Origin of the sequence: Neiella marina (genome assembly GCF_002165625.1) — a bacterium.
Lineage (GTDB): Bacteria > Pseudomonadota > Gammaproteobacteria > Enterobacterales > Neiellaceae > Neiella > Neiella marina.
Genome location: NZ_NGNS01000023.1, coordinates 29,244 through 54,523 on the forward strand (window position 1 = coordinate 29,244; position 25,280 = coordinate 54,523).

General features: G+C 49.1%; 20 protein-coding genes. 6 read left to right on the plus strand and 14 right to left on the minus strand.

Annotated features, from left to right (window positions below; all coding sequences use genetic code 11):
* Positions 1-8: 8 nt before the first annotated feature.
* Positions 9-842: a CvfB family protein gene (locus CBE68_RS15370; RefSeq protein ID WP_143824589.1), complete on the minus strand. Its 834-nt coding sequence runs from the start codon at positions 840-842 to the stop codon at positions 9-11.
* Between the two features lie 179 nt (positions 843-1,021).
* Between CBE68_RS15370 and CBE68_RS15375 the strand changes: the two genes are divergently transcribed.
* On the plus strand, positions 1,022-3,940 hold the full coding sequence (locus tag CBE68_RS15375) for a putative bifunctional diguanylate cyclase/phosphodiesterase (protein WP_143824590.1): 2,919 nt from the start codon (positions 1,022-1,024) through the stop codon (positions 3,938-3,940).
* A gap of 29 nt (positions 3,941-3,969) precedes the next feature.
* On the opposite strand, the gene CBE68_RS15380 is transcribed toward CBE68_RS15375, so the two are convergent.
* The gene (locus tag CBE68_RS15380) at positions 3,970-4,200 is read right to left on the minus strand and encodes a DUF3820 family protein (protein ID WP_087506987.1); all 231 of its coding nucleotides are present in this window, start codon (positions 4,198-4,200) and stop codon (positions 3,970-3,972) included.
* Between the two features lie 130 nt (positions 4,201-4,330).
* Here CBE68_RS15380 and CBE68_RS15385 point away from each other — a divergent pair, with 130 nt between their 5' ends.
* A complete protein-coding gene (locus CBE68_RS15385) occupies positions 4,331-6,190 on the plus strand; it encodes a GGDEF domain-containing protein (RefSeq protein WP_087506988.1) in 1,860 nt (619 codons plus the stop codon).
* Positions 6,191-6,233: 43 nt separating this feature from the next.
* Here the strand turns inward: CBE68_RS15385 and CBE68_RS15390 are convergent, their stop codons facing one another.
* The 7 genes from CBE68_RS15390 to CBE68_RS15420 are packed head-to-tail and all read right to left on the minus strand — an operon-like array spanning position 6,234 to position 11,943.
* Positions 6,234-6,824 carry a NapC/NirT family cytochrome c gene (locus CBE68_RS15390; protein WP_087506989.1) on the minus strand — a complete coding sequence of 197 codons (591 nt, stop codon included), beginning with the start codon at positions 6,822-6,824 and terminating at the stop codon, positions 6,234-6,236.
* Between the two features lie 14 nt (positions 6,825-6,838).
* Complete coding sequence (locus CBE68_RS15395; protein ID WP_087506990.1) at positions 6,839-7,324, minus strand: nitrate reductase cytochrome c-type subunit; 486 nt, start codon at positions 7,322-7,324, stop codon at positions 6,839-6,841.
* On the minus strand, positions 7,325-8,200 hold the full coding sequence (gene napH, locus CBE68_RS15400) for a quinol dehydrogenase ferredoxin subunit NapH (RefSeq protein ID WP_087506991.1): 876 nt from the start codon (positions 8,198-8,200) through the stop codon (positions 7,325-7,327).
* A 2-nt stretch (positions 8,201-8,202) separates the two neighbouring features.
* Entirely contained in the window at positions 8,203-8,955 is a 753-nt protein-coding gene (gene napG, locus CBE68_RS15405) for a ferredoxin-type protein NapG (protein WP_087506992.1), read from the minus strand.
* A 19-nt stretch (positions 8,956-8,974) separates the two neighbouring features.
* Complete coding sequence (gene napA / locus CBE68_RS15410) at positions 8,975-11,497, minus strand: nitrate reductase catalytic subunit NapA (RefSeq protein WP_087506993.1); 2,523 nt, start codon at positions 11,495-11,497, stop codon at positions 8,975-8,977.
* Complete coding sequence (locus CBE68_RS15415; RefSeq protein ID WP_087506994.1) at positions 11,494-11,793, minus strand: chaperone NapD; 300 nt, start codon at positions 11,791-11,793, stop codon at positions 11,494-11,496. The genes napA and CBE68_RS15415 overlap by 4 nt, the downstream gene beginning before the upstream one ends.
* Positions 11,794-11,796: 3 nt before the next feature.
* Entirely contained in the window at positions 11,797-11,943 is a 147-nt protein-coding gene (locus CBE68_RS15420) for a TIGR02808 family protein (RefSeq protein ID WP_087506995.1), read from the minus strand.
* Between the two features lie 280 nt (positions 11,944-12,223).
* On the opposite strand from CBE68_RS15420, the gene yghU reads away from it, so the two are divergent.
* A complete protein-coding gene (gene yghU / locus CBE68_RS15425; RefSeq protein WP_087506996.1) occupies positions 12,224-13,066 on the plus strand; it encodes a glutathione-dependent disulfide-bond oxidoreductase in 843 nt (280 codons plus the stop codon).
* 53 nt (positions 13,067-13,119) lie between these two features.
* On the opposite strand, the gene CBE68_RS15430 is transcribed toward yghU, so the two are convergent.
* Complete coding sequence (locus tag CBE68_RS15430) at positions 13,120-14,703, minus strand: sugar porter family MFS transporter (RefSeq protein ID WP_087506997.1); 1,584 nt, start codon at positions 14,701-14,703, stop codon at positions 13,120-13,122.
* A gap of 368 nt (positions 14,704-15,071) precedes the next feature.
* On the opposite strand from CBE68_RS15430, the gene CBE68_RS15435 reads away from it, so the two are divergent.
* Together CBE68_RS15435 and CBE68_RS15440 are read left to right on the plus strand one after the other, a co-directional pair.
* Positions 15,072-15,809, plus strand: coding sequence for a formate dehydrogenase accessory sulfurtransferase FdhD (locus CBE68_RS15435; protein ID WP_229744776.1), 738 nt, complete (start codon positions 15,072-15,074; stop codon positions 15,807-15,809).
* On the plus strand, positions 15,799-18,078 hold the full coding sequence (locus CBE68_RS15440) for an FdhF/YdeP family oxidoreductase (RefSeq protein WP_087506999.1): 2,280 nt from the start codon (positions 15,799-15,801) through the stop codon (positions 18,076-18,078). Before CBE68_RS15435 ends, CBE68_RS15440 begins: the two co-directional genes overlap by 11 nt.
* A gap of 65 nt (positions 18,079-18,143) precedes the next feature.
* Here the strand turns inward: CBE68_RS15440 and CBE68_RS15445 are convergent, their stop codons facing one another.
* The 4 genes from CBE68_RS15445 to CBE68_RS15460 form a co-directional block, all read right to left on the minus strand.
* Positions 18,144-19,592, minus strand: coding sequence for a sulfatase (locus tag CBE68_RS15445; protein WP_087507000.1), 1,449 nt, complete (start codon positions 19,590-19,592; stop codon positions 18,144-18,146).
* Positions 19,593-19,692: 100 nt separating this feature from the next.
* Complete coding sequence (gene galE / locus CBE68_RS15450; RefSeq protein ID WP_087507001.1) at positions 19,693-20,712, minus strand: UDP-glucose 4-epimerase GalE; 1,020 nt, start codon at positions 20,710-20,712, stop codon at positions 19,693-19,695.
* A 10-nt stretch (positions 20,713-20,722) separates the two neighbouring features.
* Positions 20,723-21,886 (minus strand): galactokinase, encoded by a 1,164-nt coding sequence (gene galK / locus CBE68_RS15455; RefSeq protein ID WP_087507002.1) that lies wholly within the window; start codon positions 21,884-21,886, stop codon positions 20,723-20,725.
* Between the two features lie 8 nt (positions 21,887-21,894).
* The gene (locus tag CBE68_RS15460; RefSeq protein WP_087507003.1) at positions 21,895-22,941 is read right to left on the minus strand and encodes a UDP-glucose--hexose-1-phosphate uridylyltransferase; all 1,047 of its coding nucleotides are present in this window, start codon (positions 22,939-22,941) and stop codon (positions 21,895-21,897) included.
* A 211-nt stretch (positions 22,942-23,152) separates the two neighbouring features.
* On the opposite strand from CBE68_RS15460, the gene CBE68_RS15465 reads away from it, so the two are divergent.
* Positions 23,153-25,228, plus strand: a complete 2,076-nt coding sequence (locus CBE68_RS15465) for a multiheme c-type cytochrome (protein WP_087507004.1) — start codon at positions 23,153-23,155, stop codon at positions 25,226-25,228.
* Positions 25,229-25,280 lie beyond the last annotated feature (52 nt).

Sequence of the window (25,280 nt, forward strand, 5' to 3'; positions counted from 1 at the left end):
CTCAACGCCTAGCTACGGCGTTTGATGTGATCTGGAAAGATATCGATTTGCTGTTGTTTACGCAGCAGGCCAAGCGCCTGCTTAAACGCCTTTTTACTGCAGTGAAACTCGTTTTTAATCAGCTCCGGCGCTGACTTGTCCGATAACTTGAGCTCGCCGCCAGATTTATCCAAGCGTTGTAAAATTCGCTCAGAGAGACCAGAGACCTTGCCATAACCCGGTTCTTGCGTTGACACATCGAGCAAGCCGTCTTCTCTTACCTGACGAATGAAGCCACTGATCTGATCGCCGATTTTGACATTGCGAAAAACTTGGTCTTGATACAACAGGGCAGAATGCTGATAGTCAACAACACAGTTGTAGCCCAATGGCGTTGGTTCAGTAATCGTCAAGTGAACCTTGTCGCCATCGCGGTAAGCATGGCGTTCTTGGTCTATGTAACGCTTGTAACGACTACTAGCGGCAAGACGCTGTTGGTCATCGACATAGACGTAAACCAAATAAGACTCGCCATCTTCCATGCGTTCATACTGCTCTCGGTTTGGCACCAGTAGATCTTTACTCATGCCCCAATCCATAAACATGCCATACGGACTGCCATGCTTGGCTTTTAACAAAGCCAGCTGACCGGCCATTACTTTCGGCCGGGCGGTGGTAGCAACCAAGTCACCTTCGGCGTCAGCAAACACAAACACCGAGATCGAATCACCAACGGATAACTGCTCAGGGGCGTTGTCACTAGCAAGTATCACCTGCTGCTGAGATTCAGGTTCAATCAACAACCAGCCGTTGGCTGATTGCTCCGCTAGCTCCAGTCGATTCATTTGCCCCAGTTTAATCACTTAGTGTTCTCCGCTGTTGGTTGAGAGGGTATGACTTTGATGGTGCGGATAATACCACCGCACCTCGAATGAAGGGTTAACAATTATCAGACTTTTTACAAAAACAACTCGAAAACGCGCTACGACAAGTCCACAATGAATCGAGCAAAGCACGGAAAAAGCCCAGTGGAGGACAAGGATTGATTGAACTGCTGTTTTACGTATCGATCGGTTTCATGGGGTTCGCCGCTGTGCAGTCGGCGTTCATGCTGCTGTTAAATCATCAATCTCAGCGCCAAATCGCTTTTATTGCCCTGACCTGCGCCGCCATTGGATATCAATATTTAACGCTCAAATACATGCAAGCTGGCGAAGCCAACGCCATGATCGAGTATATTCGAATGCAGACCAGTTGGGCGCTCGTTGCCACCTCGTTCATCTTGTGGAATATCAACTTACACACCTCTCCGAATCGCCCTAATCTTATTCTTGCGATACATGCGTGCGTGAGTTTGCTGCTGTTGCTGTTGAATCATCAACTGCCGTTTAGCATTCGCTTCGAAGACGTCCAAGAGGTTCGGCACTTTTCAGTACTTGGTGAACAGTTTTCGATTCTCAGTGGCTCCGCCAGCGGCTGGCGGATACTGTTGCTGCTCAATAGCTTGTTTATTACCTACTGGGGAATGAGCCATTGTTGGCGGTTACGAAAGCAACGGCCCGCAGCACTCATGCCATCGGTGATTGGCATATTTGTTCTCTATTTAATTACCGCATACGTTGGCCATGGCGTTGACCAAGGACAGCTTGATTTCATCTACATCGCAGGCTTCGCCATCATTCCGGTACTGATGTTGTTCAGCGCCTCGCTAATGCTGCAAGCCAAGCGAACGAGTCTGCAACTGTCGAGCAAAAGTGCGGCATTGGAAAAAGAAAAAGTCCGCCGTCAACATCAACAAGTTCGTGCCAATCAATTAGCCCAGGTGGTTTATCAATCTCCTGCCCAGTTGATCCTGATGGATACCGAGGGGCGTGTACTGTCAACCAACACCGCCTGTAAAAGTTTCTGGGGAATTGCTCTTGAAACCACTGAACTCAACTTACTCCAAGTATTACGGCAGATATACCCAAAGCAAGAACTAACGGCTCGCAGCATTCATCACGCCGGGCGGCTGAAACTGCCGACCATCGCCAATGACCAAGTAGCGGCCCATATTGACGCCAAGTTAACCGCCAATGGTTGGTTGGACTTTGAGCTTTATTGCAGTCGAGATATCGAAGGCTCGGTGGATTTGTTGGTTGCTCAATGTAAAGACCGAACAGAAAGCTACTTCAGTCAGAAAGCTTACGAGTACCTCGCACAAGGCGTATCGAGTAAACAAGAGCAGTCTTTTTTCGATGGCATGACACTGAACTTGGCCAAGTTATTCAATGCCAAATACGCCATTATCGGCCTGCTTCATTCGAACCGACAAGCCATCCAAACCTTGTCACTGATGGTCGATGGCAAAAAAGCCGATAACATCGTCTATGAACTAGCTGGATCACCTTGCCAGCAGGCACTCGAACGCAATCAGGTTTGCTGCTATCCCTCGGCCATTCAACAGCAGTTTCCCAATGACAAACTGCTTCAGGAAATGGAAATCGAGGGCTACATTGGCGCAGCTCTAGTCACTGATAAACAAGAAACCATCGGCATTATCAATGTATTTGATACAAAGCCATTCAGCCAAAGCACAGAGTTAAACCACATTATTCATATTTTTGCTGCCAGAGCGGCAGCAGAAATTCAACGCAATCAAGCAGAACAAAAGCTGCTGGCCGTTGCTTATGAAGACTACCTAACTCAATTGCCGAATCGCGCTCAAACCCATGAGTATTTGTCGCAACAGTTGCTCGATACCTCAGTATCTGACGGCTATCTGCTAATGATGGATATCGACCATTTTAAAACCATCAATGATCAACTCGGCCATGACGTTGGTGATGATGTTCTGCGACATGCAGCCAACAAGCTCAGACAGCAAATCAACCAAGCGGTGTTTATCTCCCGTCAAGGAGGCGACGAGTTTATCTTCATTGGTCGCGAACAGACAATGTCAGCAGCAGAGTTGGCGAAGCTGATTCTCAACACTGTGCGTCAACCCTTTCAACTGGGCTCTCACCTAATCGATATTGCAGCCAGCGTTGGTATCGTATCGTTGTCTCCCGGACTTTCGGCCTTGGATGTGATTCGCCGGGCTGAAATGGCACTCTATCAAGCCAAGCATACTGGCCGTGGTTGCTACAGCTACTATCAAGAGGCCTTGGAACAACAAACCAATCACAAAAACAGTATTCGCCAAGCGCTAAAACAAGCCATTGCCAACGACGGCCTAACCTTGGCCTATCAGCCGCAAGTGAGCGCCAATGAGCAACTTTATGGCGCAGAGGCCCTAGTTCGATGGCACGATGCCGAACTGGGCTTCGTCTCTCCGGCTGAATTTATTCCGATCGCTGAAGAGAGCGGTCTAATCCACCAGCTCGGCGATTGGGTGATCCAGAAAAGCTTGTCAGATTTGATGAACTGGCAACAACAAGGCCTTCAAATTGGCCATTTATCGATCAACGTATCACCTTGGCAATTTGCCCTATCAGGATTTGCCGACCGCCTGATTGAGCTGGTACAAGTAAAAGGACTGCAAGCCAAACACATTTGTATTGAGCTAACCGAATCGAGCTTGCTGACAGATTTAAAAGAAACCATCGCCAAGCTCAATAAGCTCAGAGCATATGGTTTTCGGGTGGCTTTGGATGATTTTGGTACCGGCTACTCATCATTGGCTTACCTGAGAGATTTACCCATCGACATACTGAAAATTGATAAGGCATTCATTGATGAGCTTGAGCTGCACCAGTCTTCTCCACTCACCGAATCGATGATTGCGATTGGTCAACATATGTCGCTAGACGTAGTGGCCGAGGGTGTAGAAAGTGCCAGTCAGGTTGCCAAGCTTAAACAACTAGGCTGCGACGTCTATCAAGGATATTACTTCGCCAAGCCCTTGCCAGAACAGCAGTTCCAAGTTTGGGTGAGTCAGCACAAGCGGCAGCAACTCGATATGGGTAACGACACCATTTAATTAGGGCGTGTTAATGGTTACGTTTGTCGTCAGGTCCGCTGGTAACGATGGTGTAACTGCCGCAACACATCACCATTACCATCCATCTTCAACTGATAGAGCAATTGCAGCTGCTCACCTAACTCACCTTTGGGGAAGCCTTTATCAGCAAACCAAGCAAGGTAGGCCACCGGTAAATCGATCAACCAGCGATTCTGATACTTGCCAAATGGCATTCGTTGCACCACCAATTTCTGCAACTTTATTGCGAGTTCTTCCATTTTTAGACTCGAATCATGATTTAGGCAAAAGTTACCACAGTAATAGCTGGTTAATCTTGCTTGTATGTGCCAAATCTTCAATCATCTGACTGGTTACCCCATCAGTTCCTGATGTCTGGAGTTTATCAGGATGAAGTCTGTTGTTTGCTTACTATTCATTGTGTTCAGCGTGTCGGTGCACGGCGCATCTGAGCGCTCTGTCCACCAAATTGAAAACCAACTCAAGCTAATCATACTTGGCGAGTATGCCGAGAGTGAGGCGCAGGCAATTCGCAATGAAATCGCCCCATTGTTGGCCGGCGTAAGAAGCCGCACACTTCGACTGTTCGAACTAAGTGAGTGCGGTATTCAATCCAATTTACTCAATAAAGACTGGATTAGGCGCGCCAGCGAAATGATTAATCGAGCGCAAGAATGGGGTTCAAAAGAACTTGAGATGTTCGCGCGCTATTGTCGAAGCTATGCTCATACCATACACGACGACATCGAAAAGGTGCTTGAAGACTCCAACATCATTGCGCAGTGGGCAGAACAAAATTTACCAGCCTATCAGCAACTCGCATTTGCCAATCGCACCCGATTGCTCGCATTCGTTCGTTCCAGTGCGATCATCGCCCCCGACTCATACCGTGATTTTGTCGTTGCCCAAAGCCTTGCAGAAACCCCCAACCAACTTGCTGAAGTGAAAACTGGGTTGGCAGATTTATTGATTCATTTACAAGATTTGCCAGAAGCGGAAATATTGCTAACCGAGGCCGAAGCGTTACTTGCTGAGGTGACTACCGATTGGATCAGAGCTGATTTCCACATTGTCAGATCGTACTACTACCGCCAACTGAAACAACATCAGCAAGCTCTGAAAGATGCTCAACAAGCTACAGCGATCTATCGCCATAGTGGTGTCTCGTACGGCGAGAGTGCAGGCTTGATTGCACAAATAATCAACTTAAGCGAATTGGATCGATTGCAGGAAGCATTGGCAATCATCGAGTCGATACCCAATAACAATACATTCTTGTCTGGGGCTCGCCGCGACCCTTATCTGAGCATGGCATTCGCTCATATTTACCGGGGCAATGGTCAACCCGAAAAAGCCATTGTATATGCCCAGACGGCTTACCAGTTTTTTGCCAAGGCAAACGCGAGCTCTTATCGAATCACATCAACACTGCGCTATGCTGAGCTACTAGCGGATACCGGCCAATGGCAAGATGCGACCCGAGTATTCAAAGAATATGCTGAGCTCAGCAGTACTTACACCCAACATATCAAGTCGCAGTACAGCGATATTGCCAATACTCGGTTAAACCTCGAAAAGCAACAACACAAAGAACAACAATCTGAGCTCAAATCTCAATTGCAGGAACAAACCATTGCCAACCTGCAACAAGCCCAGACTTGGCAAGTGATGGCAATCACCGCATCAATTACTCTACTGCTGGTGATGACTGCGGCAACCATTAGCATCCGGCAACGAGCGAGACGAATGAAAGACATGATGGGAGTTGATCAATTAACTCAGTTGCCCAACCGTCGGAGCATTGCGGTGCAGCTCGATCAACAGCTGAAAGCTTGTCGCTCAAGCCACCCGGTCAGCATCGCATTAGTCGACATCGACCATTTTAATCAGCTCAATGAAAACTTTGGCCACCCTGCCGGAGACCAACTGTTGCAAGAGATGGGGCATCAAGCCCAGCAATTATTGGCCGATCAAGCACAGATAGGACGTTTTGATGGTGATGAGTTTATGGTTATTTGTCCTGGTCGCGACAAACAAGACACCGAGCAACTGTGTCTAACCCTCAAACAAAAGCTCAGTACATTGTCGCTGCAACATCTAGGCATCGACATGCAGCCAACAGTCAGTATCGGAATTGCTACCACGGAGACCAAGAGAACTGCTTTAACCGTGTTGCTCACTCGCGCCAATGACGCGTTAAAAATAGCCAAAGAAAAAGGCAGAGATCGGATTGAATCTTCTGCCTTTTAACAAAACTGAATAGCAATATCGTGCTGAGCAACTTACTCGGCAGTTACCACCCTTCAACACCAGACATATCAGGTAGAGAATGAGCAATGCCCTTGTGACAATCAATACAAGTTTTGTCGCCTGACGCTAGCGATGTTGAATGCATGGTAACGGCCCGCTTACCTTGTTCGGTAAAGTCCATGTACTGGAAGTCGTGACAATTCCGGCATTCTAGCGAATCATTCTCTTTCAGTCGGTGCCATTCACGCTCTGCCAAATGCTTGCGCCGCGCTTCAAATTTCTCTGGCGTATCAATGGTGCCGATAAAGTGCATTACCAGCTCTTTGCTCGCCTGAACCTTGCGGACAATTTTATCAGTCCACTTATGCGGGACATGACAATCGGAACAAATCGCTCGAACCCCAGAGCGGTTGGTGAAGTGAATTGTGGTTTGTATCTCTTCCACAATTGGCGCATGGCAACTGGAGCAAAAAGCCTCGGTGTTGGTTGCTTCCATGCCCCAGTTAAAGCCACCCCAAAATAAAATACCGCCGATGAAACCCATACCAATAAGCGCACCAGTGGCGATTTTGGCTGGTTTTGAGAACAGCTGCCATAAGCGGACGATGAAGCCAGTCTTTTTGTTATCAGACATCTAAAGTACCTCGCTTATCGTGACGAATTGGCGGCATCCAGCGCCTCAACAGCTTGAAAGTCATTAGCAATCAGCGGTGGTGCATCTGCTTGCGGCACATGACACTGAAGACAGAAATATCGGCGTGGAGCAACGTCTGAAAGGGTCAAACCATCTGCAGTCTCAAAGTGTGTTGGACTGATTTTGGTCGCCCCGATTTGTCCGGCAAATTTCCAACCATGGCATGACAAACACTTATTGCTCTTTAAGTCGACTTGGTAGTCGCGAATCTGATGAGGAATAAGTGGCGGTTGATGGACATAGTTTCTGTCAATCACCTGATCATCCTTAATTTGCTTTTTAAGTTGTTCGGCTCGTTTTGTGTCATTCAGCTCAGACGCGCCACGCAATGAAGACAGGCCGCCATTGCTGACGTAGTCCTCATTATCAACAGCATTGGCAGTTGCCCAGCTAGTCACCAACAACAAACTCGCTACCATGGATGAAATTAGAGTTTTCATTTATTGCTCTCCACTTTTTATTCGAGCTGAACCCGAAAGCGATGCGGTAATATCAAATACATCCTGACTGCACACATCCATACAGCGTAAACAGCGTGTACAATCCTGAGTCGAAACAATGGGGGAGCTTCCTTGTTTAGCCTCCCGCAATGGCCCCTTTAAAATATGTGGTTCAGGGCAAACCACGTAACAATCCATACATTGATTGCAGTCTTCTCTTCGGCTGGCGACCACCTTGACGGGGCTGACTTTGCCAATCAGACCGTAACAGACACCCATCGGGCACAAATGCGCACACCAGCCCTTCTCAACCACAAACAAGTCAAACAAGAACACCGCGGCAATTAACAGCCATCCGGCTCCCATACCAAACAATATGCCTCGATGTAGCAGTGATACCGGATTGATCATCTCCCAGACCAATCCTTGTAACACCGCAGTGGCTATCAAAGCACCGACAAACACGCCCCAGCGAATGGAACTAGGAGGATTAATCTGGCTACGTACCCTGAGTTGACGACGAAGCCAGTGAGCCGTATCAGTCACCGCATTCATCGGGCAAACCCAAGCACAATAGCTTCTGCCACCGATTAACCAGTAACAAGCGACAACAATGGCCGTCCCCAGCAACAAGGTCAGCTCTGGCCAATACCCTGATACTAAACTCTGTAACAACATCCAAGGCTCAGTGAGTGGTATGGTTCCAAGCAGTTCACTACTGCTTAAGTTGCCGCGAATAATCCAAATATCGAACCAAGGCCCGAGTAAAAACAACCCTAAAACGCTGAGCTGAGAAATCCGCCGTAACAACAAAAAGCGATGAGCTCGAAGCCAACCAAACTTGTCAATGACCTCAACGCCAACTCGTACTTTCATCGTTAGCCGCCTTCAGGACGACGATCTGGCAAATCCAACACATCCTGCTCCAATAGCGAATGGCCGGCTTTTTCTTTTTCCTTCCATCCCCAACGATAGTGTCGCCCTAATTCACCTTTGGCTAAGTCACGAGACAGCACCTTGATAGCAGACACTTCAAGCACGCAGGCCTGCTCACACTTGCCACAACCAGTGCAAGCATCAGAGTGAACCGTGGGAATAAACATGGCGTGATGGCCGGTTCTCATATTCCGCTGCGCCTCAAGAGTGATTGCCTCATCAATCAACGGGCATACCCGATAACACACATCACACCTGAGGCCCTGCCAGTTCAAGCAGGTTTCTTGGTCGATCAACACCGCCAATCCCATACGGGCATCATCGATGCTGTCGAGCTCAGGCGATATCGCACCACTAGGGCAAGCCTGCTGACATGGAATGTCATCACACATTTCGCAAGGAATTGTTCTTGCCTCAAAGTAAGGCGTTCCCATTGGTGCAGCGTCAAATAGGGTCGCCAATTTGAGGGTGTCATAAGGACACGCCTCAACACACAAACCACAACGCACACATGCATCGAGAAACTCTGCCTCATCAACAGCCCCCGGCGGCCTTAATGCCTGCGGTGATGATGCCCCAGAAGGTCTGGCAACCAATCCCATAGCAGCAACGGTGACACTGGCAACACAGGCACCTTTGGCTGTGTTATGCAGAAACTGCCGCCGCGACATCGCATGCTTGGATTTTGGAGCCATCGTCTACTCTCTGGGCCTACTAGGCTTTGCGGATCCGAACCGCGCACTTCTTAAAGTCAGTTTCCTTCGAGAGCGGATCGGTTGCATCCAGCGTCAGCTTATTAACGAGCTGTTTGGCATCGAAAAATGGCATAAATACCAACCCCTTCGGCGGCTTATTTCGACCACGGGTTTCGACCCTGGTTTTGACCTCGCCACGACGAGACTCAACCACGACCTCATCACCCCGGCGAACACCTAATTCTTTGGCATCGGCAGGGTGCAAGAAAATCAGCGCATCTGGGTAAGCTCGATACAGCTCTGGAACGCGACGCGTCATGGTGCCGGTATGCCAATGTTCCAGCACTCGGCCAGTACTTAGCCACAACGGATATTCATCGTCTGGTGATTCAGCCGCAGGCTCATAAGGCAGAGCAAAAATAACCGCTTTGCCATCTGGCTTGCCGTAAAACTCCCAATCGGCTCCGGCTTTGACATAAGGGTCATAGCCTTCTTTGTAGCGCCACAACGTTTCTTTGCCGTCTACCACAGGCCAACGCAAGCCCCGCGCAGCGTGATAAGCATCGAAGTCGGCCAAGTCATGGTGATGGCCACGACCAAACACAGCATATTCTTCAAACAAGCCTTTCTGGCAGTAGAAGCCAAAATCTTCCGACTCGAGGTTCATCTTGCCTTTGCACTCAGCAGTCTCGAACTTGTCGACATTGCCGTTCTGATACAGCACTTCAAACAAGGTTTTGCCTTTCAGCTCTGGCGCTTTCGCAATCAAGTCTGCTGGCCAAACTTCTTCCACTTTGAAACGCTTGGAAAATTCCATCAATTGCCAGAGGTCCGATTTAGCCTCGCCCGGCGGTAATACTTGTTGGTGCCAAAATTGGGTGCGGCGTTCGGCGTTGCCGTAGGCGCCCTCTTTTTCAACCCACATGGCGGTTGGTAGAATCAAATCCGCAGCCTGTGCGGTCACTGTTGGGTACGGGTCAGAAACAACGATAAAGTTGCGCGGATCACGATAGCCCGGTAATCGCTCTTCATTAATGTTGGGGCCAGCCTGCATATTGTTATTACACATCACCCAATAAGCATTGAGCTTGCCATCTTTGAGCATTCGGTCTTGTAACACTGCGTGATACCCGACTTTGCCAGGAATAGTACCCTCTGGAACCTTCCACACGTTTTCAGCAAAATCACGATGCTTTTTGTTCGCCACAACCATGTCCGCTGGCAGACGATGGGCGAAGGTTCCGACCTCACGAGCAGTACCACAGGCCGAAGGTTGACCTGTGAGCGAGAACGGACCATTGCCTGGTTCAGAAATTTTGCCGGTGAGCAGGTGAATGTTGTAAACCAAATTGTTAGCCCAAACACCACGGGTGTGCTGGTTGAAGCCCATCGTCCAGTACGACACGATTTTCTTGTCCGGATCGGCATAAGCTTCGGCCAAGCGCAGCAGGTTGTCCTTTGGCACACCGGTCAGCTCGGCGGTGTAATCTAAGGTGTAGGTACTCACGAACTTGGCAAACTCGTCCATGCTAATGGGCGCAGAACCACCTGAGCCAGCATTTTTAGCTTGCTTTTCCAGCGGGTGAGTTGGTCGCAAACCATAACCAATATCGGTATCACCTTTGCGGAAGTTAACGTGCTTAGCAACAAAGTCTTTGTTCACTTTGTCGTTCTGAATAATGTAATTGGCAATGTAGTTGAGAATGGCCAGATCGGTTTGCGGGGTGAAGATGATCGAGTTGTCGGCTAACTCAAAGCTGCGATGCTCAAAAGTAGACAGCACATGCACTTGCACATCTGGTGCACTCAACCGACGATCGGTCAATCGCGACCACAGAATGGGATGCATTTCCGCCATGTTAGCGCCCCAGAGCACAAATGCGTCGGCATTTTCCAAATCATCATAACAACCCATGGGCTCATCCATACCAAAGGTACGGGCAAAACCGACTACCGCAGAAGCCATGCAATGGCGCGCATTAGGGTCGATGTTGTTGGAGCGGAAGCCGGCTTTAAACAGTTTAGAAGCGGCATAGCCTTCCCAAACGGTCCACTGGCCAGAACCAAACATGCCCACCGATGAGGTGATATCTGTCACCGCCTTACCGGCATTGCGTTCATTGTCGGCTTTGATAGCTGTTTTCCATTTTTCAGCCATGATGTCGAATGCTTGATCCCAGCTCACCGGCTGGAAGTCACCCTGTTTGTCGTACTTACCATTTTTCATCCGCAACAGCGGTTGTGTGAGGCGATCCTCGCCATACATAATTTTTGATAGGAAGTAGCCCTTAATGCAGTTCAAGCCTTTATTCACAGGCGCATCTGGATCACCTTGAGTAGCCACTACGCGACCGTTTTGCGTACCAACTAACACGCTACAGCCGGTACCGCAAAAACGACAGGGAGCCTTATCCCAATCAACTTGAGTCTGGCTTCGTTGGGTTGCAACATTGGTTGCCAAAACTGGCGCACTGAGACCTGCCGCAGCAGCAGTGGCTGCAACAGCTTGGGTTTTAATGAAGTCACGACGATTTAATTTCACGACGCCATCTCCTTGTTGCCGGTTTCGGCAGTATCGTTGTGGTGGTAAATCAAGGCAGCAGACAACACACCTTGAATATTTTGAATTCGAGTGATTTGTTCAGTTAGGTAAAGCGTGGTTGGCGTTTCTTCGATAATCACAATCAAAGCATCTTCACTGCTTTCTGGCTCGACCGAAGCACCAGCTTGTGCCTCTATTTGTTCGATCACTACAGCGCGTCTTGACGGCTGGCAACGGACGAGCACACCCGCCAGCTTAACCAAATCTGGAGTTGAGTTTTGCGGTAGAGAAGTCATGGTCTAAGCGTCCGTGTCGATCGTTTCGACGCCCATCCAATTAAGGAGTAGTAAGCAGCCTATCGCCACGCCGATAAAGCCGAATATAAAAATAGTAGGCATTGCTGCATAGCCCAGCACATGCCAAATGACAGACTCTAATTGACTCATAGTAATCTCGTAATTCTGGCCAACGTTTCGTCACGCTGACGTTTATAATTTTTAAATACTAGTTGAAAACTAGAGAGTTACATCTAGCTACTACAGTCAACTACAACTCTTTGCGAGTCCTTTTTGTGTCAGCAGAGTATAGTCGAGAGTTTCTGATACAAATGTGACAATAACGATATTTATCATTTGAAAAGCAACATATTGAGATCTGAAATAGATTGGTTACGTATGCGGTCAGTTAATTCGTAACTTCTTACCGGTAATTTTGGAGATACCAAAGATGAGCGAACAGTCAGATTATCTGCCACCTAAAGTTTGGACGTGGCAACAACCCAGCGGCGGTCAATTTGCCAATATCAATCGCCCAATCGCTGGCTCAACCCATGACAAGGAACTGCCCACTGGCGAGCACCCCCTGCAACTTTACTCTTTGGCAACCCCAAATGGGGTGAAGGTCACGGTGATGCTCGAAGAGTTGTTAGCACTTGGTATTAACGAGGCCGAATACGATGCTTGGCTGATTCGAATTCAAGAAGGCGATCAGTTTTCATCAGGCTTTGTCGAAATCAATCCCAACTCAAAAATTCCAGCCCTAGTTGATCACTCGACCACACCGCCGACCCGAGTTTTCGAATCTGCTTCAATATTGCTTTATCTGGCAGAAAAACACGGTCAATTGCTGCCCCAAGACCCAGCAAGCAAGACTGAAACGATGAATTGGCTGTTCTGGCAAATGGGCTCAGCACCCTATTTAGGCGGCGGCTTCGGTCATTTTTATGCCTATGCACCCGAGAAGTTTGAATACCCAATCAATCGCTTCACTATGGAAACCAAGCGACAGTTAGATGTGCTGAATCGCAACTTGGCGACTCGTCGCTACATGGCCGGCGATCAATACACCATTGCCGATATCGCGATTTGGCCTTGGTATGGAGCATTAGTGCTAGGTCGTTTGTATGACGCCGCTGAATTTCTGTCAGTCGACGAATACCCTCATGTTATTCGCTGGGCAGAGGAAATTGATCAGCGCCCTGCTGTTATTCGCGGCCGCAAAGTGAACCGCACTTGGGGTGATGAATCAGAACAAGTGGCCGAGCGTCACGACGCCAGCGATTTAGATTAAATCACCAAAAAAGGCGTGCTTACGCACGCCTTTCTGGTTTTCGAGAACAACTATCAAGCCGTTTGTGGATTGAGTAAACGTTCCACTTCTTCAATCGATTTATTCTTCGTTTCAGGCAAGTAACGGTAGAGCAGCACAAGGCCAATGAGTCCTGCAACTGCATAACTAGTGAAAATGTCAGCAGCGCCGAAGTTTGCCAGCTGCCACGGGAAGAACTTCTGCATGAAGTAACTAATCACACTCGAAATCAGGGCAAATCCAGGAATCGCCACACCGCGAATTTGGGTCGGCACAATTTCTGAAAATACCACCCACATCAAGGGCCCTATCGAAACGTGAAAGGCAGCAATAAAGCCAACGATGCCAATCAACACCAACATCGCATTAATACTAACCGCCGCTTGAATTAGCTCACTTTCGTGGGCTTTGTAACTATCTTGGCCAATCGCTGCTATCAACGCGTTTTTGTAACCCGTATCGGAATCAAACGTTTGCCCGACTAACGGTTGCAACTGCTCGGCTACATCGCTATCAAGGGTTGTTTCTATTTGCACGACATCATCCGCCGTCAGGGTATAACTAGCTTGTTTAAATGCGGTCACGCACAACACCAAACAAACAATGGATGCAATCAGGCCAAAGTTGACCAATGGCCGCCTGCCCAGCCTATCGACCAAGACGATAGCCAAAGCAGTGAAGACAAAACTGACCACACCAATAATCAAGGTTTGGGCAAAGGCAGCATTGGTGCCAATCCCTGTTTGTTCGAACACCATGGGGGCGTAAAACAAGATCGGATTGACCCCTGTAAGCGGCTGCACCGCAGCGAAAATCACGCCAATCATAATGGCTAAGCGAAAGCGTTTTTCGAACATCACCTGAAACTGCTCAGTCAATTTCATCGGCTTTTGATGCTCTTGTTGCGAGCTTTCAATGATAGCTGCCAGCTCATCATCGATTTTCTCCGCCGGCATCAACTTCGCCAATGACACTTTGGCCTCATCATATCGGCCTTTAGCGACCAACCAGCGAGGACTCAATGGCACCAACAACAGCAACAACGCCCAAATCACGGCGGGGATAATTTCAACACCCAGCATCCAGCGCCAAATATCCTGCAGCAAGTTGTATTCGATAACCCATGCCGTATTGCTTTCAAGCAAACCCACTAACCAATAGTTAGAGAAATAGGCAGCGGTTAGACCTAACACAATCATTAACTGGTTCATCGACACCAACTTGCCACGCTGGGCTGGAGGCGCAATTTCACCGATATACATTGACGCCAACGACAGCGATGTAAATGCCAAGCCGCCGATAAAACGGGCACCAACCAGCATTTCATAACTAGTCGCCCACGCAGAGCCTACTGCAGAGAGGATGTAGAGAATGGCGATAAGCAGTAAAGTTTTTTTACGGCCAATCGAGTCGCAAATAGCACCTGTGATCACCAAGGCAATGAGCACGCCCAACGCTGGCGCACTAACCACAGTTCCAACTTGCAGATCAGTCAGACCAAACTCAAGGGTGATGTACCTCAGCGTTCCACTAATCACGGCTGCATCGAGGCCAAAGACAAAACCACCGATGGTCACAATCGCTGCATAGCCGAATGCTCTGAGCGTGTACTTATCCATAAACAACACAATTCATTGTTAACAACATACAATCACCCTAACGAATCGCTTCCGTCAAAGCTAGCAATGAATCTTGACAATGCGCCAAGCCAATGCAAACAAATATCATTAACAATATGAAAACAATGGTAAAAACACATCAATTAGCGGTAAGACATGAAAATCGAACTGATTATCAAAACAGTGCGTAAGTTCAAACTTCGTTGATTTTTTCCATTACTTCAGCGCTTGGCTATTGAATCACATTGGAGTGAGATTCAATACTGAGCTGTCAATTCACGGTGTCATCTCGCCGGTTGTTGGCGACAGGTTTACATTCATTTCGAGACATTTTTTTGATTACAGTTGAACCAATGAAAAGCCGCCAAATGCAGCTATCACATTTACCCGAAGAAGTGGCTCTGGCGCTCAACATCAATGGTATTAATTATGCCGTGATGCTAGCCAGCCCTTTCGATATCGACGACTTCGTTGTTGGCTTTTTGTACTCTGAACAACTCATCAGCCACAACCACGATGTCCACGACATCGACATTGTTGCATCAGACGACCAATGGCAAATCAACATTCAGCTGGCAAATCGCTGTCTAGCAAAAGTCTCTCAACAAGCGCGCTCGGTGCGCACTTCCGCATCGTGTGGGCTGTGCGGCATTAGCGCGCTGGAACAAGCATTTCCACCACTACCTCAAATCAGTAGCACATTTAACTACCGCGACGCCAAGCTCGATTGCATTCGCCAAGCGGTATCGAGCCGACAAGTGAAATCGGCCCAAACCGGTGCCCTGCACGGCGCATTTTTATTGTTACCGGGTGGTCGTATCGCCGCCGCTCGCGAAGATATTGGCCGCCACAACGCACTGGACAAGTTGCTCGGCCACTTGTTGCGACACAACCAACGGCCGGAATCGTTTGCCATTGTCATTACCAGTCGTTGCGGCATTGAGTTAGTGCAAAAAGCGATTCTCATCAACTGCCCTTGTCTGATCTCACTGGCATCGCCAAGCCAACAAGCCGTTCACCTCGCCCAAGCACATGGCTTGCAACTGATCCACATTCCCAAATTCGATGCGCCCATTAGTTATCAAGGAGAGTCGCATGAGTTCTAAATCCCATAAAGCGGGCGGCTTAGCATCGTTGCGCTCAACGCTCAACGAAGTACTTCGCTCTCAGCGCGCCAAAGACAACTTTAAGAACCTCATGCGAGTCAACAAAGATGGCGGTTTTGACTGCCCTGGTTGCGCTTGGGGCGACAGCAAAGATGGCGCCTTCCAGTTCTGTGAAAATGGTGCCAAAGCGGTTGCTTGGGAGTCGACGGCTCGCACTGTCGACCGTCGCTTTTTTGCCGAGCACTCAGTTACTCAGTTGATGAAGCAAACCGATCATTGGTTAGAGTTTCAAGGTCGTTTGACCGAACCGATGCGCTACAACCACCAAACCGACCATTATGAACCAGTAAGCTGGGCAGACGCCTTTAGCCTGATTGCAACTCATTTGCAGGCGCTGGCATCGGCCGATGAAGCCGAATTTTACACTTCAGGTCGAGCCAGTAATGAAGCGAGCTTTTTATACCAGCTGTTTGGCCGCGCATTTGGCACCAACAACTTTCCTGATTGCTCCAATATGTGCCATGAAGCCAGTGGTCTGGCACTGACCCAATCGGTTGGTGTCGGCAAAGGCACAGTAGTGCTGAGTGATTTTGAACAGGCCGATACTATTTTCGTCTACGGCCAAAACCCCGGTACTAATCATCCTAGAATGATGAATGCGTTAAAAAAAGCAGCCAAACGCGGTTGTACCATTGTCGCCATTAACAACCTAAAAGAAGTGGCGCTCAATCGCTTTGCCAGCCCGCAAGATCCAGTCGAACTACTGACCCCTGCCGCAACCCAAATATCGAGCCTTTACATCACGCCAAAGCTCGGCGGCGATATGGCATTCGTCCGCGGTATGGTCAAAGCCCTGCAACAATCTGGAGCGACATTCAATCAACAATTTATCAACCGCCATACCGTCGACTCCGAGGCTTATTTAAATCGTGTTTCACAGACCAGTTGGCAGGATATCGAGCAGCAATCGGGCGTCAACAAAAGCGAGATTGAACAAGCGGCTCAGTTGTTTGTTCAATCCAAGCAAGCCATCAGTACTTGGGCCATGGGGCTGACTCAACACAAGCACTCGGTCGACACGATTCGTGAGCTGGTTAATCTGCACCTGCTGTTCGGCCAAATTGGCAGACCCGGCGCTGGCCTGTGTCCGGTGCGCGGACACAGCAATGTGCAGGGCAATCGGACCATGGGGATCAATGAAAAGCCACCGAAGGCGTTTCTCGACGCCTTGCAGCAACGACTGGACTTTAAACCACCAACCGCCCATGGCCACAACGTCAACCAAGCCTTGCAGGCTTTGCATCAAGGGCAAGCCAAAGTACTGGTGTGTTTGGGGGGCAATTTAGCAGCAGCAGCACCAGATACTGAGTTCACTTACCGCGCCATAGCCAACGCCAAATTGAACGTGCAGATCAGCACCAAGCTCAATCGCTCGCACTTGTTGGTTGGTCAAGATGCACTGATTTTGCCTTGCCTTGGCCGCACTGAAATTGACCAAACTAGTAAAGGCCCACAACAAATAACCGTTGAAGATACCTTTTCTATGGTTCACGCTTCCGCGGGCGGCAATGAGCCGGTTGGTGCCGATTGCTTATCGGAAACCCGAATCGTTGCAGAAATAGCCGCTGCAACACTGGGCCCAGTGCCAGTCAACTGGCTTGACTATGCTCAGGATTACAGTTTGATTCGGACACTAATCGGTGACGTGCTGCCGGCGTTTGCCAATTTTAATGACAAGATTAAACAGCAAGGCGGCTTCCACTTAGCGAACTCAGCGGCCTTGCTGCAATGGAACACCCGCTCAGGCAAAGCTCAGTTTCACGCCGTTGACTTACCTGCGGACATTTTCCCGCAATCACTTTCGGCTCAGCTGGCAACCAGCGAGCAACCGACACTGACCTTGCAAACCTTACGTTCGCACGATCAATACAACACCACCATTTACGGCATGAATGACCGCTATCGGGGTATTGAGAATCAGCGTCAGGTATTGTTCATCAACCAGTCGGATGCCGAACAACAAGGGTTATCAGAAGGAGATTGGGTGCAAATCACTTCACTATGGCCCGATCAGACTCAACGACAGGTCGACGGTTTCCAAGTCGTGTTCTACGACATCCCCAAAGGAAATGCCGCAGCCTACTACCCTGAAACCAACCCACTAGTGCCTATCGATAGCTATGGCGACTTGTCCTTTACACCAACATCGAAATCAATTGCAATTCAAATCAGCAAGAGCACCAGCAAAATACCGCTGGTAACCTCCTAGCCGAAGAGGATAAAAAAAACCGCTGACAAGTCAGCGGTTTTTTTATGTAAGTGATGAATGAGCTATTACTGCGCTTGCTCTGGTGGCGTTGGAACGCGGTACTTATCCATACGATCAATATCGTATTGCTCGTACTTTCGTTGTAACAACCATAGTGGACGCTCCAAGGTCATTTCCCACGCAAAGTACTGCTTGTACATGGCGCGAACACGTTCCGGATATTTGTCGGCGAGATTGTTCTGCTCGGCAATATCATCAGCAATGTTGTACAACTCAGCGGGACGGTCAGCAAATCGAATCAGCTTCCAGTCACCGTCACGGATCGCTCCACGTACATCTTTTTTCCAGTACATGGTTTGGTGTGGGCGCGATTTGTTCTCACCTAGTACATAAGGCAACAGGTTCACGCCATCAACTTCTGACTTGTATTCAGTACCACCAGCAGCTTCGTAGAAGGTCGGCAATAGATCCATGGTGCTGACCGGCAAGTCATACACGGTACCAGCAGGGATCTTAGCAGGCCAACTCATGATGTACGGAATGCGAATTCCACCTTCAAGATGGTTGGACTTGGTACCAGCTAGAGGCCAGTTGTTCGAGGCATTCTTATCCGTTGGACCACCGTTATCGTTGGTAAACACGATAATAGTGTTGTCAGCCAAATTGAGCTCTTCAAGCTTGTCAGTGACGCGGCCAATGGCGCGGTCCATTGCCAAGGTCATTGCTGCCACTTCCTGACGTTTGCCAGTTAAGTGAGGGAATTTAGCTTTGTCTGATTCCAGCGCTTCCATTGGCGTGTGAACGGCATTGAATGCAAGATAGATAAAGAACGGCGAGTCTTGGTTGTTTTCAATGAACTTGACCGTCTCGTCACCTAACACGTCAGTAAGATAACCATCATGTTCTTCCATGTGGCCCATGCCGCGCTCTAACAATTTATCAGAAACCATTGGGTTAGCAGCAATCTCGTCTGCATCCTTGTATGGGAAGTAGCTGCGGTCGCCGCCACGGAAACCGAGAAACTCGTCAAAACCGCGATTAAGAGGGTGATAACGATCGGCGTTACCTAGATGCCACTTACCATAGACAGCAGTTTTGTAGCCCTGCGATTTCATGTAATCGGCCATGGTGACTTCATCCACCGGCAACCCCATGTCTTCGCCCAACAACGCGGAGTTAGGGCTCATAAAACCAACCACATTGATTTCTTCGTAGCCGAACTTTTGTTGGTAACGGCCAGTCATCAAACCGGCTCGCGATGGACCACACACAGGATCAGAGACGTAGCCTTGCTTGAACACCACACCTTGAGCGGCGATTTTGTCGAGATTTGGCGTGACCATGGTTGGACTGCCTTGGAAACCGAAATCGTTGTAGCCGGCATCATCGGCAAAAATCAAAATAACGTTTGGTTTTTCAGCCGGCGCTGACGCCGTGCTGTCGGCTTTGTTTTGAGCGCAGGCAGTTAAGCTGACCGCTGCTAACAAAGCACAAATAACCGATTGTTTTATCATTGTTTTGTCCTGTTATATCAATCGAAATTGAAAGTTTTCTGGTGTTATATGCGAACCAATATGAAGCCTTGTTCGCTAAATTAATAAGCCGCGCCCCTGTTTAATAGCCATTGGGGTTTTGTGATTGCCAACGCCAGGTGTCGACCATCATATCTTCAAGTGTTTTGTTTGGTTGCCATCCCAAGGTTTGTCGCGCTTTATCGGCATTGGCCCAAAACGCTGGCAAATCACCTTCGCGCCGGGGAGCGATTTCAAACGGCACCGATTGGCCTGAATGCAACTGAAAGCCATTGACAATATCGAGCACTGACAAAGGATCGCCAGTGCCCAAATTAAATGCCTCGGCACAACCGCTTGGCTGTTTGAGTAACCAGCTCAAGGCATCAAGGTGGCCGTCAGCCAAGTCGGTGACATGGATGTAGTCGCGCTGACAAGTGCCATCTTTAGTTGGGTAGTCATCACCAAAAATTGCCAACTTATCGCGTTTACCGACAGCAACTTGAGCGACAAACGGCATCAGGTTATTGGGAATGCCGTTGGGGTCTTCACCGATGTTGCCGCTGACATCGGCGCCAATCGGGTTGAAGTAACGCAGGTTCGCAACCTGAAAACTAGGATTAGCGCGGGCAACATCCATCAGAATTTTTTCCACCATGGCCTTCGTTTGGCCATAAGGGCTGGCTGGATTGCCAAGCGGCTGAGTTTCAACGTATGGCGGCTCATTGGCTTCACCATAAACAGTCGCTGATGAGCTAAAGACCAGCGAGTTAACGCCATGTTCTAGCATCACTTCAACTAACGCGACGGTCCCCTGAACATTGTTTTTGTAGTATGCCAATGGCTTTTGCACCGACTCGCCGACAGCTTTGAGGCCAGCAAAATGAATCACAGCATCGATGCTTTCGCGGACGAATACACAAGCCATCGCTTGCTTGTCGAGAATGTCAGCTTCGTAAAACGTCACCGACTTCCCCGCCAGTTGTTCTACCCGTACTAACGATTCTTTCGAGGAATTACAAAGGTTGTCGACAACCACCACGCCGTAGCCAGCATTTAACAACGCCAGTACAGTATGACTGCCGATGTAACCTGCACCGCCGGTAACCAGAACGTTGGTCATGTGATAACTCCTAGGCCATTTCTAAAGCAAGAGTATCGACACCAGCCATTGGGCCGCTGATGTAAATCGTTTCTTTCAAGCCGGTGTCAGCCTGATAGTTGTCTTCGATCAGCTTGCTGATCTCATCAACCATTGCTTCTGGTACCAGCGCAACCACACAGCCACCAAAACCGCCGCCGGTCATGCGCACACCGCCCTTGTCTTGCAACACACCATCAATGAGCTCAACCAAGTAATCAATCTCTTTGGTAGTGATCTCAAACAGGTCGCGCATTGACGCGTGGCTGGCAGCCATCAGCTGGCTAATCTTGACGATGTCACCCTTGTTGAAGGCTTTCATGGCATCGACGGTACGTTTGTTTTCATACACCACGTGCTCTGCGCGCTTGGCAACCACAGGATCCAGCTGGTCTTTCTTCATTTCGAACACAGCGACAGTGACATCACGCAAGTGAGAAACACCAAAGTGGGCTGCGGCCTGCTCACATTGAGCACGACGTGTGTTGTACTCGCTATCAACCAAGCCACGTTTAACGTTGGAGTTAATCATCATGATGGTCATGCCAGATGGAATGCTGACTTCGGTCAAGCCAAGCGTTCGGCAATCAATACCAATGGCCATTTGCTCGCGACCGCAAGCAGAAATGAGCTGATCCATAATGCCGCAAGCGCAACCGACAAAGTTGTTCTCTGCCGCTTGGCCAATCAGGGCGATATCGGCTTTGTCGATATTCAGCTGACACAGCTGGTCAAAGGCATATCCAATACCCACTTCCAACGCAGCTGAAGAACTCAAGCCGGCACCTTGTGGCACATTGCCGGTGATCGCCAAGTTGCAGCCTTTCAGTTGATGACCACGCTTTTGTAGTTCGGTGACCACGCCACGGACATAATTGGCCCAAAGTTTGTTTTCTTGCGGGACAATTTGTTCGGATAAAACGAACTCATCGGTTTGGCCATCATAATCCAATGCCGAAACCACCACTTTATCATCCGCTCGCGCCGATACTGCCACTAACGTTGCATACTGAATGGCGCAAGGCAGAACAAAACCATCGTTGTAATCGGTGTGCTCACCAATCAAATTTACCCGACCAGGTGCACGGACAATAAAATCAGGTTGGTGGCCAAATGCGACTTCAAAGCCGCTTGTAACTTTTTCTTGCTGGGTCATTGTCTTACCTACGCTTTATAGTGAACATCCGACAACGCAGCCAGTCGTTCTGCGGCTTGTTCTGGAGTGAGATCTCGCTGGGCTTCAGCCATCATTTCGTAACCCACCATGAATTTTTTCACGGTCGCAGAGCGCAACAGTGGTGGGAAGAAATGGGCGTGCAATTGCCACTCGTCGTGAATATCGCCATCGTAAGGCGCACCATGCCACCCCATCGAGTATGGAAAAGAACACTGGAACAAGTTGTCATACTTGGCAGTGATGCGGCGCAGCGCGTCAGCTAACGTGTCCTTGTGTGCCTGAGTCAGCTCAGTCATACGGGCAATGGCAAATTTTGGCAGCAGCAATGTTTCAAACGGCCATGCTGCCCAAAACGGCACGACAACAATCCAGTCGTCGTTTTCGACAACAGTGCGACTGCCGTCAGCAGACTCGCGCTTGGCATAGTCGAGCAATAGCGTACTGCCCTGCTCGGCTAGGTAAGCACTGAAGCTGTCTTGCTTTTTCTGAACCAGAGTGGGCAATTGATTCTGTGCCCAAATTTGGCCGTGAGGATGGGGGTTTGAACATCCCATCACTGCGCCTTTGTTTTCGAATACCTGAATCCAACGGTAGTGCTGGGCAAGATCTGCGCACTGCTCTTGCCAGGTATCGATCACACCGAGAACCTCCTGCTGAGTTAACTCAGGGAGAGACCTTCCATGGTCAGGCGAAAAGCAAATGACTCGGCTGGTGCCCTGTTCTGAGGCCAGAGTAAACAGCGGATCATTTTGTTCAAATGCCGGTGTTTGCTCATTTAAAGCAGCAAAGTCATTGGTAAACACAAACGTCCCTTCGTATTCGGGATTGATTTCACCGTTTACGCGGGTGTTGCCTTTACACAAATAACAGGATTCATCGTAAGCAGGTTTCTCACTCAGATCGGGTGATTCTTCCTGCCCTTGCCAGGGACGTTTAGCTCGGTGTGGAGACACCAGCACCCATTCTCGCGTCATAGGGTTGAAGCGACGATGCGGGTGTTCCTTTGGGTCGAATTGATTGGTGACATTGATCACAGCATTGTCTCATCTTTGCATACATCATATGTTTACATAAAAAGGTAAATGTTTTAACACTTGATCGCAAGCAAAATCTTTATCGCAAGTTGTTATCTAATGGTCGCAGAATGAAGTAGTGTTGGTGCGCCAACTAATTGGGAGAAAGCTGTTGTATTCGTTCAGACTCGTCGAAAAGCTTAAATTGATTGTGTTATGCCTACCATTTGTAATGGCAGCAACACTGGTCCAAGCCAAAGATCGGCCTCGCAGCCATTCGAATGAAAACTGCGTCGATTGCCACCAACAAGAAAATGACCACTGGCAACAGTCAGACCATTACCGGTCAATGGATGTTGCAACACCAGAATCAGTCATCGGTGACTTTGACAATGCCGAGTTCAGCCACTTTAGTCAACAGGTGCGCTTTTACACTCGCGATGGTAATTATTACGCGGCATTGACCGAAGCCGGTGAAACCACTGAGTATCATCTACAGTACACCTTTGGCTACCGGCCACTGCAACAGTATTTAGTTGATACCGGCAAAGGTCGTTTGCAGCTTTTCCCTTATGCTTGGGATGCCCACCCCAAAGAGCAAGGCGGTCAGCGCTGGTATCACAATTATGCCAACGAAGACATTAAGCCTGCTGATCGGCTGCACTGGCTGCAGCCCTCACAAAACTGGAATGGTATGTGTGCCGACTGCCATTCAGATGGTCTGGTTCGCGGTTTTGATCATCAAACCGATCACTTTAATACCGGCTGGGACCATATCAATGTCGGCTGCCAGTCTTGCCATGGTGAAATGGCCCAAGATCACGCCAAAGCAGAGTACAAAGAACCCAATAGCCTAGCGGCCAGTGACTGGCACACCAGCAAAGCAAATTTGCAATCAATTGATGGTTGCTACGCCTGCCACGCGCTGCGCTCGCCACTAACCGATGGCTACGATCCAACCAAGCCGTTTCTTGATCAATTTTCACCATCGATGCTGCAGCAACCGCTTTATTACGCCGATGGCCAAATCAAGGAAGAGGTATATGTCTATGGCTCATTCCAGCAAAGCAAGATGCACCAGCTTGGCGTGACTTGCTTTAACTGCCACGACAAACATACCTACAAAATCATCGACAGAACCAACGGTCTATGTCACCAGTGTCATGCGCCTAGCCAATACGAGACCAAACAGCACTTGATGCACGAGCCAGGTACCAGTGGCAGTGAATGCGTTGAATGTCATATGCCGAACACCACATACATGGGAGTCGACCCACGACGCGATCACAGCATGCGGGTGCCACGGCCTGAGCTAACGGTGCAATACGGCATTCCAAATAGCTGTAATCGCTGTCACCAAGATGAGAGTGCCGAATGGGCAGTCGAGCAAGTCGCCAATCATTACCCGAATAAGCGACCATTAACTCCTAACGAAAAGGCCTACATCGAACTGCAGCATAGCTTAAGCTTGCCGCTCCCCATGCACCTTGCCATTATCAATGACCAAACATTACCGGAGCTCAAGCGCGCCAGCGCCCTTGCGCTGCTGCCAAACACCACTCGCACGCTCGACGACGCCACGATCAAACCGTGGGTTGAATCGCGCTATCCATTAATTCGCTTGGCCACAGCGCAAGTCGGCTTCTTGCTCTCTGAAGCTGATCGCGAGAAAAGCTATGCGGCGTTGATTGAGGATGAATACAAAGCGGTTCGGGTAAAAGCCGCGATGCAAATGCTACACAAGGACATCAGCAAGCAACCGGCGCTGAAAAAAGCAGTCGATGAACTTAATACTGCCAATGATGTAAGCCGCTGGCGCGGTGAAGGCGGTCTCAATGCGAGCTTGGTCCACTTGCAGCTTGGCCAACTTCAGCCAGCAATCGATGCCCTTACCCAAGCGATTCAGGTCGACCCTTACTTTGACGGCTCCTATGTCAACCTGGCTGATCTGTATCGCAACGCTGGCAACACTGGGCTAGAGAAGAACACCTACATTAACGGCATCAAGGCCAATCCAACGTCGGCATTGCTGCATTACAGCTATGGTCTGTCGCTGATTCGGGTGCAGCAAAAACAACAAGCGCTGCGCTATTTGCAGCGCGCCAATGAGTTAGAGCCAGACAATAGTCAGTTCGGTTACGTCTATTACGTCGCACTCGATAGCGTCGGCCAGACTCAGCAGGCACTCAGTCAGTTGAAACAGACCTTAAGCAACTACCGCAACAGCCAACAATTGAAAGAGCTTGGCTTGTACCTGTCGAGAAAGGTCAGTGACCGAGCCAGTTACAATTGGTTTATGGCGCAGTAGTCAACAGCAACAATTAGCCCTTACAAAAGCCTCATTCGAGGCTTTTGTTGTT

Bases quoted from the DNA above. Each gene is read 5' to 3' on its own strand.
- CBE68_RS15380 (WP_087506987.1), bottom strand. From the start codon at position 4,200: ATGGAAGAACTCGCAATAAAGTTGCAGAAATTGGTGGTGCAACGAATG.
- CBE68_RS15385 (WP_087506988.1), top strand. From the start codon at position 4,331: ATGAAGTCTGTTGTTTGCTTACTATTCATTGTGTTCAGCGTGTCGGTG.
- CBE68_RS15390 (WP_087506989.1), bottom strand. From the start codon at position 6,824: ATGTCTGATAACAAAAAGACTGGCTTCATCGTCCGCTTATGGCAGCTG.
- CBE68_RS15395 (WP_087506990.1), bottom strand. From the start codon at position 7,324: ATGAAAACTCTAATTTCATCCATGGTAGCGAGTTTGTTGTTGGTGACT.
- napH (WP_087506991.1), bottom strand. From the start codon at position 8,200: ATGAAAGTACGAGTTGGCGTTGAGGTCATTGACAAGTTTGGTTGGCTT.
- napG (WP_087506992.1), bottom strand. From the start codon at position 8,955: ATGGCTCCAAAATCCAAGCATGCGATGTCGCGGCGGCAGTTTCTGCAT.
- CBE68_RS15415 (WP_087506994.1), bottom strand. From the start codon at position 11,793: ATGACTTCTCTACCGCAAAACTCAACTCCAGATTTGGTTAAGCTGGCG.
- CBE68_RS15420 (WP_087506995.1), bottom strand. From the start codon at position 11,943: ATGAGTCAATTAGAGTCTGTCATTTGGCATGTGCTGGGCTATGCAGCA.
- yghU (WP_087506996.1), top strand. From the start codon at position 12,224: ATGAGCGAACAGTCAGATTATCTGCCACCTAAAGTTTGGACGTGGCAA.
- CBE68_RS15430 (WP_087506997.1), bottom strand. From the start codon at position 14,703: ATGGATAAGTACACGCTCAGAGCATTCGGCTATGCAGCGATTGTGACC.
- CBE68_RS15435 (WP_229744776.1), top strand. From the start codon at position 15,072: ATGCAGCTATCACATTTACCCGAAGAAGTGGCTCTGGCGCTCAACATC.
- CBE68_RS15440 (WP_087506999.1), top strand. From the start codon at position 15,799: ATGAGTTCTAAATCCCATAAAGCGGGCGGCTTAGCATCGTTGCGCTCA.
- CBE68_RS15445 (WP_087507000.1), bottom strand. From the start codon at position 19,592: ATGATAAAACAATCGGTTATTTGTGCTTTGTTAGCAGCGGTCAGCTTA.
- galE (WP_087507001.1), bottom strand. From the start codon at position 20,712: ATGACCAACGTTCTGGTTACCGGCGGTGCAGGTTACATCGGCAGTCAT.
- galK (WP_087507002.1), bottom strand. From the start codon at position 21,886: ATGACCCAGCAAGAAAAAGTTACAAGCGGCTTTGAAGTCGCATTTGGC.
- CBE68_RS15465 (WP_087507004.1), top strand. From the start codon at position 23,153: ATGGCAGCAACACTGGTCCAAGCCAAAGATCGGCCTCGCAGCCATTCG.